Origin of the sequence: Dermacoccus nishinomiyaensis, assembly GCF_900447535.1 — a bacterium.
Taxonomy (GTDB): domain Bacteria; phylum Actinomycetota; class Actinomycetes; order Actinomycetales; family Dermatophilaceae; genus Dermacoccus; species Dermacoccus nishinomiyaensis.
Window position 1 is genome coordinate 1,033,083 of the sequence record NZ_UFXX01000001.1, and the last position, 11,944, is coordinate 1,045,026.

The window sequence follows — 11,944 nt, forward strand, 5'->3', positions numbered from 1 at the left end:
ATTCGCGCCCGTCGTTCGCAACGAAATCGTGATGAAACAATGAGGGTATGACTGCCGCGAAGCCTGCCACCGACCGTCTTGTCACCGAGGCCCTCGCCAAGTCGGGGTTGCTGTGGATCACCTCGCCTGCCGGCTCGGCGCCGGTCTGGCACGTCCACCTCGCCGGGGTCGCGTACACGGTGAGCGGCCCGGGCGAGCAGTTCTCCCCCGAGCACCTCGGCCGCGTCGAGGTGGTGGCGCGTTCGAAGGAGTCCCGCGCTCGCCTCGTCTCCTTCGAGGCGGACGCCGACGTCATCACGCCCGAGGACGAGGTGTGGGAGGTCGCGACATTCGCCCTCAAGGCCGAGCGGCTCAACGCGCCGGCCCACGACATCGTCGCGCGCTGGGCGCAGGAGTGCCGTGTCACGCGCTTCACCCCCGACCTGGCGACGGTGGTGCTGCGCGGTGAGCGCCTTGATGCGCCGGCGCAAGATGACGCAGAGACCTCGGCCACTGCGGAGGCGGAGGAGACCACGTCCCGGCCGGCGCCGGCAGCAGCGAGAGCGGCGTCCGGGTCGAGAGCGACGCCCGCGAAGAATGCCGCGGCAGGTGCCTCCCCGGAGGCGCAGACGAGCCCCGCCGCGGCGCAGAGCGCTCCCGCGGCCGATCTCGGTACGAGCGCGCCGGGCGAACCGCGCCCCGCCGCTGCCGCCGCGGAGCGTGAGCACCGCGCCGCCGTGCGTGCCGAGGAGGCGACGCCGGAACCCGGCGGGTCCAGCAAGCCCGCCGACCCAGCGAACGCCCAACCGGGCGTCGATAGGGTGAACCCGTGAGCACCCGTGTCTTCGTCGCCCGTCTCGTCGGCCTCACCGTCTTCGACCCTCTCGGCGACCGCGTCGGGCGGGTGCGTGACGTCGTCGTCGTGTTCGGCAAGAACCCGAGCCCGCGCGTCATCGGCCTCGTCGTCGAGGTCGTGCAGCGGCGCCGCGTGTTCCTGCCGCTGACGCGCGTGACGTCGATCGATGCGGGCAAGGTCATCACGACGGGCCTGGTCAACATGCGCCGCTTCGAGCAGCGTCACAACGAGACGCTCGTATGCGCCGAACTCTTCGACCGCCAGGTGACGGTCCGCGAGCCGGACGGCGAGACGTTCACCGGCACCGTCGAGGACATGGCGATGGAGCAGAACCAGCGTCGCGACTGGGACATGACGAAGGTGTTCGTCCGTGCGCAGGAGCAGTCGTCGGGCGCCTCGCGCGCCATGCACCGTCTGACGCGTCGGCGCACCGGATCGACCAGCCTGCACGACATCCGCGATGTCTACGGCCTCAACCGGCAGCACACCGAGCAGTCGGCTGAGCGGCTGCTCGAGACGTACGACGACCTGCGCGTCGAGGATCTTGCCGAGGTCATCCACGACCTGACGCCGAAGCGTCGCGCCGAGGTGGCGCGCGCCCTCGACGACGGCACGCTCGCCGATCTACTCGAAGAGTTGCCCGAGGACGACCAGGTCGAGATCATTGCCGCCCTCGACACCGAGCGCGCGGCCGACGTCCTCGAGGCGATGGAGCCCGACGACGCCGCCGACCTGCTCGGTGATCTGCCGCCCGAGACGGCCGAGGATCTGCTGCAGCGCATGGAGCCGGCCGACGCCGCTCCCCTGCGCCGGCTGCTCACGTACGACGAGAACACCGCGGGTGGTCTCATGACGACCGAACCGGCCATCCTGGGCCCGGAGGCGACGATCGCCGAGGCCCTCGCCGTCGTGCGCCGTGAAGAGGTCGCGCCGGCGCTCGCGTCGGCCGTGTTCGTCGTGCGCCCGCCGCTCGAGGTGCCGACGGGGCGCTTCCTCGGCATGGTGCACACGCAGCGGCTGCTGCGCGAACCGCCGCACACGTCGCTCGGCAACGTCGTCGACTCGACCGTCGACCCGGTCAACGTCGACGCGCCGCTCGGCGAGGTGACGCGCACCCTCGCGCAGTACAACCTCGTGTCGCTGCCGGTCGTCGACGACGACGGGCGCCTGCTCGGCGCGGTCACCGTCGATGACGTGCTCGACCACATCCTTCCCGAGGACTGGCGCGAGGAGCGCCATGACTTCCGCCAGGACAAGACCTTTCCGGGGGTGACGCAGTGAGCCGCGAAGTGGGTTCGCGCCGTGAGCGCGGGCGTGACGAGAAGCGGGACGAGCGTCGCGACGCCAAGGAATCCCGGGAGGAATCGCGTCGCAAGGAGGCATTGAAGGAGGCTCGTCGGGACTCACGCGACGAACGCGACGCCGCCGGCCGCCTCGATCAGCCGCAGGAGAAGCGGGCGCGCGTGCTGCCACGCATCGACCTCGACTCCGAGGGCTTCGGCGTCGCGAGCGAGAAGTTCGCGCGCTACATGGGTACGGCGAACTTCCTCATCCTGATGTCGGGCTTCATCATCATCTACGTGGTGGTCAACATGACGCCACTGAAGTTCGACGAGTACCCGTTCGTCTTCCTCACGCTCCTGCTGTCGCTGCAGGCCTCGTACGCGGCGCCGCTCATCCTGCTCGCGCAGAACCGTCAGGACGATCGCGACCGCGTCGCCATCGAACAGGATCGCTCGCGCGACGAGCGCAACCTCGCCGACACCGAGTTCCTCACCCGAGAGGTCGCCTCGCTGCGCCTCGCGATGCGTGAGACGGCGACGCGTGACTTCGTGCGCTCCGAGCTGCGTTCGCTGCTCGAGGAGATGGAGGAGCGCGGCATGCTCGCCATGCCCGATGCCGAGGACGACGATGCCGGCTCGTCGAAGCAGGAGAAGAAGGCCGCGAAGAAGCAGGCCAAGAAGGACGCGTGCCCGGAGGCATAAGGGCGCGAGTGCCCGGGTGGACGTGACTCAGGCCACTCACTACCACGCCGTACGATGGAGGGCATGACCACCCCCACTCTCGACGCCATCGGCGCTGCCCTGGCGACCGTGGAGGATCCGGAGATCCACAAGCCCATCACCGAACTCGGCATGGTCGAGTCGGTCGATGTCTCCGAGTCCGGCCACGTCGCCGTCACCATCCTCCTGACGATCGCGGGCTGCCCCCTCAAGGCGAAGCTGACGGAGGACACGACGAAGGCCGTGATGGCCGTCGACGGTGTCACGGGCGTCCAGGTGAACCTCGGCGTGATGAACGATGAGCAGCGCAAGAACCTGCGCGAGCAGCTCAAGGGCTCCTCCCCCGAACGTGAGATCCCGTTCGCCAAGCCCGGTTCGATGACGCGCGTGTACGCCGTCGCGTCCGGCAAGGGCGGCGTCGGCAAGTCGTCCGTGACGACGAACCTCGCCGCCGCGCTCGCCGAGCAGGGCCTCAAGGTCGGCGTCGTCGACGCCGACATCTACGGCTTCTCCGTGCCGCGCATGCTCGGCGTCGCGCACCGCCCGACGCAGGTCGACGACATGATCCTGCCGCCCGAGGCGCACGACGTGAAGGTCATCTCGATCGGCATGTTCGTGCCCGGCAACCAGCCCGTCGTGTGGCGCGGCCCGATGCTGCACCGCGCGCTCCAGCAGTTCCTCGCCGACGTGTTCTGGGGCGACCTCGACGTCCTCCTGCTCGACCTGCCGCCCGGCACAGGCGACATCGCGATCTCCGTCGCGCAGCTCATCCCGACCGCCGAGATCCTCGTCGTGACGACGCCGCAGCAGGCCGCCGCCGAGGTCGCCGAGCGCGCCGGTGCGATCGCCCTGCAGACGAAGCAGCGCGTCGCCGGCGTCATCGAGAACATGTCGTGGCTCGAGCTGCCCGACGGCACGCGCCAGGAGATCTTCGGCGCGGGCGGCGGCGCCACCGTCGCCGAATCGCTGACGCAGTCAATCGGCGCGCCCGTCGAGCTGCTCGGCCAGATCCCGCTCGACACGACCCTGCGTGAGGGCGCCGACCACGGCATCCCCGTCGTCGTCGGCCACCCCGACGCGCCCGCCGCCGTCGCCCTGCGCGGCATCGCCAAGGGCCTCGGCACGCGCGCTCGCGGCCTCGCCGGACGCAGCCTCGGGCTGACGCCGAGTACCAAGCTGTGAGTTGACGCGCCGCTCGCGCACAGCGAGCACACCGACGAGAGCCGCAACCCTGCACGTCAGGGATGCGGCTCTCGTCGGTGTGCGCGGAAGCTGAAACTCCCCCGCGAGGTCGGTCAGCGCTCGACCGGCACCGGTTCGGTCGAGCTCAGGTGGCGTCGTCGTCGAAGGGCGTGACGCGGTCGGGGTGGTATTCGGCAGTGACGAGGGAGCGCGGGGCGGCCGGCACGCCGTAGGCGTCCTCACCGCCGGTGCCCTCCGCTCCGATCCCTCCGGCCCCGACGCCGTCGGCTCCGCTATCGCTGCTGTATGCAGCTGCGCCGGCCGCACCCACGGCGCCCGCCGCTGTCGCGCCGGTCGACTGCGCGGTGCGCTCTCTCAGCCCGATCTCGCCCGCGATGTCGGCGTCGGGATCGTCGAACAGCGCCTCGCGCACGATCTTGCGCGGGTCGTACTGGCGGGGGTCGTACTGGCGCCAGTCGACGTCCTGGAACTCGGGGCCCATCTCCGTCTTGAGCTGCGTCTTCGCTCCCTCGGCCATCTCCCGCGCGGTGCGGATGAACGTGCGCAGCTTGTCGACATAACCCGGCAACCGCTTCGGCCCGATGAGCACGAGAGCGATGATGACGATGATGATGAATTCGCCCGAGTTGATGTCGATGAATGGAATGTTCACGCGTACGTCACCCCTGCGAACTCGCTCATGGGGCCATTCTGCCTGATCCGGCGCGACTCACCGTCACCCGCTCACCGTGCGTGACCTCGCGGCTGCCCGCGACATCGATCGTCGGGGGCGCGATCCTGTCGCTTCCGACGCTCGCCATGCGGCTGCGCTCCGGCGCCATCGGCGCGGAATGCGACGGTGTGACGAGCACGAACGCGCCCACGCATGCCGCGGTCGAGCCGAGGCCCGCGAGACCCGCGACGAGCCCCGCCCGCACGTTCGAGCGGCGCCGGCGCGCTGCCGGGTGCTGGCGCGTGGCATCCTGCCACGCGATCTCGTCCTCCCGGGAACCAGCCGCAGCGCGGTGGGGCGCCGCCTCCAGCACCATGGCCTCGTCGGCGCAGGAGCCAGGCGCCGCTGACGGCGGCCGCGACGCGCACTCCGGCGCCAGAGCGAGCAGCCCTGCGACGAGGGAAGCATGACGGTCGGGGTCGACGGGCACCGCGCGCACCTCACGAACGATGGCGCGTTCCGCGTCGACGTCACGGCGGCACACCGAGCACACGAGCAGGTGGCGCGCCGCGCACCGCATCGACACCGCGTCGAGTCTGGCGTCGACGTACAGGTCGATGGCTTCGCCCAGGTGCCCCGAGCGATACCGGCGGATCACGTGAGCCCCACGGCCGGGCGTCGCGTGAGCCCCTCCTTCGCGGCCTGGACGACGCTACGACGTCGCGCCTCACGAGCGGCGGGCGAGCGATGCGCGAGCGACTCGCGCAGGGCGGCCCGGCCGCGGTGGATGCGTGAACGCACCGTGCCGAGCTTCAGTCCGAGAGTCTGGGCGATCTCCTCGTACGTGAGGCCCTCGATGTCGCACAGCACGACCGCCGCGCGGAAGTCGGGGGCCAGCGCGTCGAGCGCGCGCTGCACGTCGTCGTCCAACTGCGCGTCGAGGACGACCTGCTCGGGCCCGGCCGCTCCGGAGGGCAGCCGGCCGTCGGCGTCGTCGGCCAGGGCGTCGAAGCGGATGCGCTGCTTGCGGCGCATGCGATCGAGGAACATGTTCGTCGTGATGCGGTGCAGCCAGCCCTCGAAGGTGCCGGGACGGTACGAACCGAGCGAATTGAACACGCGCACGAAGACGTCGTGCGTCAGGTCCTCTGCGTCGTGGACGTTGCCGGTGAGGCGGTAGGCGAGTCGGTAGACGCGCGCACTGTGCTCGGTGACGATCTCCTCCCACGTCGGCGGCTGCCAGCCAGGCGGCGCCTGCTCGGCGACATGCACACGCGAGCGCGTGTTGACGGGGTGAACGGGGTCGGCAACTGCGCCCCGGGGGTTCGACATCGACATGGGTCCTCCCGACCGCATCTCGGCGCTGGCGCGCCGCGAGCATTCATTATCCCCGGCATGCCTGTGGACTTGCTGAGGGACCCGCCGGCTGGCCGCCTCGTGCGGCTGAGGCCCAGTTGCGTTCAGAATTCGTGGGGCCCATTGCGGATGCTGCATTCTCGTCGCGCATTCCGAACGCTGCCCTGCTGCTGAGACGTCGAGCGCCTCGGGCCGCGGAGCTCGACGGCCGTCATCCGCGCACAGTGGGCTGCACAGGGGCTGGCGCCGCACTGCGCGCAGAGTCGGCTGCACTGGGCCTGGAGCCGCCATCGGCGCACAGCCGCGTGCCGACCCACGGATCGGGTGGGGCTGCGAGCGCCCCTAGGATGTCCCCCATGACCAGTTTCAAGCCCGCGAGCTGGGCGTACGCCGAGGATTTCGCCGACGAGCCCCAGCACATCGAGGCTGCCCGCATCCAGGGCGAGCACCTCGGCGCCACCCCGGTGACGAGCGCCGCGGGCGCTGCCCTGCGCATGCTCGCGGCGTCGACAGCGGCGCGCACCGTCGTCGAGATCGGCACGGGCGCCGGTTCGTCCGGGCTGTGGCTGCTCGACGGCATGCCGGCTGACGGGGTGCTCACCACGATCGACATCAGCATGGAACACCAGCGCGCCGCCCGCGCGGCGTACCAGCGCGCGGGTTACCCGCCCCAGCGCACCCGCATCATCTCCGGCAGCGCCCTGACGGTGCTGCCGCGCCTTGCGGATGCCGCCTACGACCTCGTCCTCGTCGACGGTGAGAAGGACGAATACCCCGCGTACGTCGAGCAGGCGCTGCGTCTCGTGCGGCGCGGCGGCGTCATCGTCCTCGACAACATGCTGTGGCATGACCGCGTCGCCGACCCCGCGGTGCGCGACGAGACGACGAAGCGTCTGCGCGCCCTCGGCAAGGCGCTGCGCGAACGTGACGACCTGCTCACGACGCTCCTGCCCGTCGGCGACGGCCTCCTCGTCTGCGTCAAACGCTGACGCTGGCCTGCGCGCCCTCTGCGACGAGTTGCGCGAGCGCGAGGCGCGCCATGCGCTGACTCCCGCCTGCTCACCCTCGGCCACGAGTTTCGCGAACACGAGTGGCGACACACAGCGCGGCTGCCTGTCGCGCTGCCACCCAGCCGCCGGCGCTGGCACGACGCGAACAGGCGCCTCATCCCCGGAGGGATGAGGCGCCTGTTTCGAGCGGTGCGTGACGAACGCGTCAGCCGACGCAGTCGGTGATCGCGGCGCCGAGGGCCTTGGCCTCGTCAGCGTTCATCTCGACGACGAGACGTCCGCCGCCTTCGAGCGGCATGCGCAGCAGGATGCTGCGGCCTTCCTTCGCGACCTCAAGGGGACCGTCACCGGTCCGCGGCTTCATCGCTGCCATGGGTTGACCCCTTTCGAGAACGCGCCACGCGGCGCGCTAGGTTCTGCCACATCGTCGAAGCGTGCCGCGATCCTCCGTCGCGCCGAACATGGCTCCCCGCTCTCGCAGGGGGCCGATGTGCTCGTCGATCAGCTTGTTACCCACCATTATTGCGCGTCCTGCCAGGCAGACGAAATCCATGTGTGAAACTCATCACCATGTCCGCCACCTCTGAAGTTCTCGTCGACGTGAGCGACGCCGTCGCCACCGTCACGCTCAACCGCCCCGACTCGCTCAACTCGCTGACCGACACGAGCAAGACCGCGCTGCTCGCCGCCATCAGGCAGGTCGCCGACGATGCGTCGATCCGAGCCCTCGTCCTGACGGGGGCCGGGCGCGGATTCTGCGTCGGCCAGGATCTGCGCGAGCACGCCGAGCAGCTCGGTGCCGGGTCGAAGGGCCCGTTCGAATCGGTGTCGCGGTACTACAACCCGATCGCGATGACGCTCGCGCAGATGCCGAAGCCAGTCATCGCCGCCGTCAACGGCGTCGCGGCAGGCGCCGGGTTGTCGCTCGCGATGCTCGCCGACTTCCGGATCGCCGCGCCCACGGCCAAGTTCACGACGGCGTTCGCGGGCATCGGGCTCAGCTGCGACACGGGCGCGAGCTGGAGCCTGCAGCGACTCGTCGGCTCGGCCCGCGCGCGCGAACTGCTCTTCGAGGCGCGGACGATTGACGCCGACGAGGCCGTACGCATCGGCCTGGTCAACCGCATCGAGGACGACGCCCTCGCCGCAGCGCAGTCATGGGCGGCCCGACTCGCGGCCGGCCCGACCCTCGCCTACGCCGCGATGCGCGATGCGCTCGAATTCGCGTCGAGCCACTCCCTGGTGGAGTCGTTGGCCCACGAGGAGCCGCTCATGATCCGCACGGGATCGAGCGACGATCACCGACGCGCCGTCGACGCCTTCCTCACCAAGCAGCCCCCGACCTTCGAGGGCCGCTGACCCATCGGCGATTTTCGTCCACATTCGCCTACGGCGACGGCGGCCCGTCGCTCCCCCCGTTCGCAGGTTGGTGCTCCAAGAGCCGCGCGAAGGGCACCCTGTGTCTGACGGTCGTCCCCGCCGGTAGTTTGGGGGGTGCCGAGGCGGTGCCGAGCGACGGTCCCTAGGGGGCGCGGCACAGATTGCCTGCGTTCGGCGCGCACCCCCGCCGTCAACGTGATGCTCGGAGGGCTCACGCCGACGACGCAGCCGTCACGCCCGACCCGCCGACGGCGCCGGGCACCGGGCGCCTCGACCTCACCCCGCCAGACGTTCGATGGCGTCGCCGGCAACACACCCTGCTGCGTGGTCGTTGACGTACCCGCACGCCTGCATGAGCGAGTAGCAGGTCGTGGGTCCGACGTACGCGAAGCCGCGCCGTTTCAGTTCTTTCGCGAGCCCGGTCGACTCGTCCGACGACCCGACGACGTCCGCCACGGTCGTCGGGCGCTCGTGCGCCGCAGGCGGGAAGGTGTCGATGAGCGCCTCGAGCCCACCGTCGGCACGCAGCTCGACGACGGCGCGCGCGTTCGTCACCGCAGCCTCGATCTTGCGGCGATTACGCACGATCGAGGCATCGCCCATCAACCGCTCGACATCGGTAGCCCCGAACGCCGCCACGGCATCCGGCTCGAACCCGACGAAGGCCGCCCGGAACGCCTCACGCTTGCGCAGGATCGTCAGCCACGACAACCCCGATTGGAACGACTCGAGCGTCAGCCGCTCGAACAGTTCCCGCTCACCGCGCACCCGTCGCCCCCATTCGTCGTCGTGGTAGGCGACGTAATCTGGCGCGCTCGTGGCCCATGCGCAGCGGGCGACACCGTCGTCACCGACGACGAGCAGGCTCATGCGTCGCGGTCGCTCGACGACTCCCGCGACGCCGTGTGCCGGCCTCCCGGTGCATCACTGCCAACTGGCTCATCGCCCTTGTCGAGCGCCACGGCCCCGCGCACCGCGGTCTCAGACGCCTCGTCCTCGCGCTCGTGCCCGAGCGAACGGCGCTCGCGACGACGGAACTGGACGATCTCGGCCGCCTCGTCACCGGCCGGGCGGCTACGAGACGCACCCTCCGCGTCGGCCACGGCGTCAGGGCGAGCCGTCGTGGCGCGCGCACCGTCGGGCTTCTCGCCGAGCTGCGATTCCAACTCACCGATCTCTTCGAACAGGCGGTCGAGCACCGCGTCGACCTGACCCATGTTGTACCCGCGCAGTGCCTGGTCGAAACGAACGGCGTCCACGCCCTGTGCGCCCAGGGGGCCGGGCGGCAACTCGAACGATGACGTGCTGCTCGGGCCCGACATCGAGTCGACGCCGATGCGCCCGGCGAGAACCGCGACGAGCGCCCCGATGATGACGATCAGGACGACGATGAGGACGATCATCATGATGGTGCTCCTCAGGCCTCGACGGGACGCTCGCCCGCGCGAGCGGCGCGGTGAGCGTCACGGATGAACGCGAGGGCTTCTTCTGCGGTGTCGATGATGACCATGCGGTCGACGTCGCGCTCAGAGATCATGCCCTCGGCGAGCACCGTCGCGCGCAACCATTCGCGCAGCGGGCTCCAGAACGCGGTGCCGACGAGCACGATCGGGTAGTGCGTCACCTTCTGCGTCTGCACGAGCGTGATCGCCTCGAACATCTCGTCAAGCGTCCCCACACCGCCCGGCAGCACGATGGCGCCCTGCGTGTACTTGACGAACACCGTCTTGCGCACGAAGAAGTAGCGGAAGTTCACGCCGAGGTTGACGAAGCGGTTGAGCCCCGTCTCGAAGGGCAGTTCGATGCCGAGCCCGACGGACGTGCCGCCTGACTCGAAGGCGCCCTTGTTCGCGGCCTCCATCGCGCCCGGGCCCCCGCCGGTGACGACGGCGAAGCCCTCCTTGACCAGGGCGCGCCCCACCTGCTCGCCCACGGCGTACGCCGGATGCTCGGACTTGAGCCGCGCCGAGCCGAACACGCTGATGGCGGGCCCCAGCTCGGCGAGCGCGCCGAAGCCCTCGACGAACTCGGCCTGGATACGCATGACGCGCCATGGGTCGGTGTGGACCCAGTCCGCCTCGAAGTTCGAGTCGAGCAGTCGCTGGTCGGTCGTCGTGCGCGGCACGTGCTTGCCGCGCAGCGTGACGGCACCCTTGTGGTAGTCGTGCTCGGGGCCGGCCTTGCGGCGTTCTGCCTCGTCACGGCGGGCCGCGAGACCCGAATCGGCAACCGGGCCGGGCTGCGACGCGACGTCGACCATCTCCTCGCTCCCGCGGGCGCTACGCGCGTCGCGCTCGTCGTCGTGGTGCGCCATCAGGCCAGCCACCCCTTGAGCAGCTCGAGCGCGGTGACGATCTGATCCTCGGGGCACCACTCGTCGTCCATGTGGGCGACGTTCGGGTCCCCGGGGCCGAAGTTGACCGCAGGCACGCCGACGGCGGAGAAGCGCGCGACGTCCGTCCACCCCTCCTTCGCGACGACAGGCAGGCCGAGCGCGTCGACGAACGCCTTCGCCGCCGGGCGGTCGAGACCGGGACGGGCGCCCCCGGCGAGATCGTCGCACTCGATGTCGAAACCATCGAAGAACGTCGTGACGTACGCGAGCGCGTCCTCGGCGCTCTTGTCCGGCGCGAAGCGGTAGTTCACCGTCACCGTGCACGCGTCGGGGATGACGTTGCCCGCGATGCCGCCGGAGATGTTCACCGCGTTGAGGCCCTCGTGGTAGTCGAGACCGTCGACGGTGACCGTCTGCGGTTCGTACTCACGCAACCGGTTGAGGATGTCGGAAGCCTTGTGGATGGCGTTGTCACCCTTCCAGGGCCGCGCCGAGTGGGCGGCGATTCCCTTGGTGCGCACGTGAACCCGCAGCGTCCCCTTGCAGCCGCCCTCGATACCGCCGTTGGTCGGCTCGAGCAGGACGGCGAACGCGGCCCCCTCGAGCAGCTCCGGTCGGGTGCGCGCAATGCGCCCCAGACCGTTGTGCTGATCCTCGATCTCCTCGCCCTCGTAGAAGACGAAGGTGATGTCGCGGTTCGGCTCCGTCAGTTCTTTGGCGATCTTGAGCTGGACGGACACCCCGCCCTTCATGTCGGTCGTGCCGCGCCCGTGCAGCTTGCCGCCGACACGCTTGACGGGCAGGTTGGCGGGATCCTTCGTCAGCGGCACCGTGTCGATGTGGCCGGCGAGGACGATGCGTTCGTCACGCCCCAGGTTCGTGCGGGCGACGATCGTGTTGCCGTCGCGTACGACGTCGAGGTGGTCGAGCGTCGCGAGCTCGGCCTCGATCGCGTCGGCGAGGTTCTTCTCATCGAGAGAGACCGACTCGATGTTGCACACCGATTCGGTGAGCGCGACGACGTCCTGCGTCAGGTCCAGAGAAGCCATGCCCACACCCTATGACCCGTCGCCGACAACCGTGGCACGGGAGACGAACGTCCATCGCCCGGGGAGCGAATGTGTGCGCGAATCGCAGACGGGTCGGCCCGCCACCCGGACGAGCCCACCC

The 11,944-nt window shown here is 70.2% G+C and carries 14 protein-coding genes; 6 read left to right on the forward strand and 8 right to left on the reverse strand.

The window, feature by feature from the left end:
• The first annotated feature begins 47 nt into the window (after window positions 1-47).
• From DYE07_RS04840 to DYE07_RS04855, 4 genes are all read left to right on the forward strand, one after another.
• Entirely contained in the window at window positions 48-812 is a 765-nt protein-coding gene (locus DYE07_RS04840) for a hypothetical protein (protein WP_115296455.1), read from the forward strand.
• A complete protein-coding gene (locus tag DYE07_RS04845; RefSeq protein ID WP_006947455.1) occupies window positions 809-2,116 on the forward strand; it encodes a magnesium transporter MgtE N-terminal domain-containing protein in 1,308 nt (435 codons plus the stop codon). Before DYE07_RS04840 ends, DYE07_RS04845 begins: the two co-directional genes overlap by 4 nt.
• Complete coding sequence (locus DYE07_RS04850) at window positions 2,113-2,820, forward strand: DUF1003 domain-containing protein (protein WP_370447730.1); 708 nt, start codon at window positions 2,113-2,115, stop codon at window positions 2,818-2,820. Before DYE07_RS04845 ends, DYE07_RS04850 begins: the two co-directional genes overlap by 4 nt.
• 63 nt (window positions 2,821-2,883) lie before the next feature.
• Window positions 2,884-4,020, forward strand: coding sequence for an Mrp/NBP35 family ATP-binding protein (locus DYE07_RS04855; RefSeq protein ID WP_006947406.1), 1,137 nt, complete (start codon window positions 2,884-2,886; stop codon window positions 4,018-4,020).
• A 145-nt stretch (window positions 4,021-4,165) separates the two neighbouring features.
• Here the strand turns inward: DYE07_RS04855 and DYE07_RS04860 are convergent, their stop codons facing one another.
• The 3 genes from DYE07_RS04860 to sigE are packed head-to-tail and all read right to left on the reverse strand — an operon-like array spanning window position 4,166 to window position 6,031.
• Window positions 4,166-4,693, reverse strand: a complete 528-nt coding sequence (locus DYE07_RS04860) for a twin-arginine translocase TatA/TatE family subunit (RefSeq protein WP_074040392.1) — start codon at window positions 4,691-4,693, stop codon at window positions 4,166-4,168.
• A 25-nt stretch (window positions 4,694-4,718) separates the two neighbouring features.
• A complete protein-coding gene (locus DYE07_RS04865) occupies window positions 4,719-5,351 on the reverse strand; it encodes a hypothetical protein (RefSeq protein WP_006947441.1) in 633 nt (210 codons plus the stop codon).
• Window positions 5,348-6,031 carry an RNA polymerase sigma factor SigE gene (sigE, locus tag DYE07_RS04870; protein WP_006947438.1) on the reverse strand — a complete coding sequence of 228 codons (684 nt, stop codon included), beginning with the start codon at window positions 6,029-6,031 and terminating at the stop codon, window positions 5,348-5,350. Before sigE ends, DYE07_RS04865 begins: the two co-directional genes overlap by 4 nt.
• A 374-nt stretch (window positions 6,032-6,405) precedes the next feature.
• On the opposite strand from sigE, the gene DYE07_RS04875 reads away from it, so the two are divergent.
• A complete protein-coding gene (locus DYE07_RS04875; protein WP_115296457.1) occupies window positions 6,406-7,038 on the forward strand; it encodes an O-methyltransferase in 633 nt (210 codons plus the stop codon).
• Window positions 7,039-7,264: 226 nt separating this feature from the next.
• Here DYE07_RS04875 and DYE07_RS04880 read toward each other — a convergent pair whose 3' ends face one another.
• A complete protein-coding gene (locus DYE07_RS04880; RefSeq protein WP_006947428.1) occupies window positions 7,265-7,432 on the reverse strand; it encodes a DUF3117 domain-containing protein in 168 nt (55 codons plus the stop codon).
• Between the two features lie 197 nt (window positions 7,433-7,629).
• On the opposite strand from DYE07_RS04880, the gene DYE07_RS04885 reads away from it, so the two are divergent.
• Entirely contained in the window at window positions 7,630-8,418 is a 789-nt protein-coding gene (locus tag DYE07_RS04885) for an enoyl-CoA hydratase/isomerase family protein (protein WP_115297080.1), read from the forward strand.
• 297 nt (window positions 8,419-8,715) lie between these two features.
• Here the strand turns inward: DYE07_RS04885 and DYE07_RS04890 are convergent, their stop codons facing one another.
• Genes DYE07_RS04890 through dapE form a run of 4 tightly spaced genes read right to left on the reverse strand, consistent with a single transcriptional unit; the run spans window position 8,716 to window position 11,823 of the window.
• Window positions 8,716-9,309, reverse strand: a complete 594-nt coding sequence (locus tag DYE07_RS04890) for a DNA-3-methyladenine glycosylase I (RefSeq protein ID WP_115296458.1) — start codon at window positions 9,307-9,309, stop codon at window positions 8,716-8,718.
• Window positions 9,306-9,845 (reverse strand): DivIVA domain-containing protein, encoded by a 540-nt coding sequence (locus DYE07_RS04895; protein ID WP_115296459.1) that lies wholly within the window; start codon window positions 9,843-9,845, stop codon window positions 9,306-9,308. The genes DYE07_RS04890 and DYE07_RS04895 overlap by 4 nt, the downstream gene beginning before the upstream one ends.
• Before the next feature lie 11 nt (window positions 9,846-9,856).
• Window positions 9,857-10,753, reverse strand: coding sequence for an LOG family protein (locus DYE07_RS04900; protein ID WP_237723924.1), 897 nt, complete (start codon window positions 10,751-10,753; stop codon window positions 9,857-9,859).
• Window positions 10,753-11,823 carry a succinyl-diaminopimelate desuccinylase gene (gene dapE, locus DYE07_RS04905; RefSeq protein WP_040015149.1) on the reverse strand — a complete coding sequence of 357 codons (1,071 nt, stop codon included), beginning with the start codon at window positions 11,821-11,823 and terminating at the stop codon, window positions 10,753-10,755. Before dapE ends, DYE07_RS04900 begins: the two co-directional genes overlap by 1 nt.
• Window positions 11,824-11,944 lie beyond the last annotated feature (121 nt).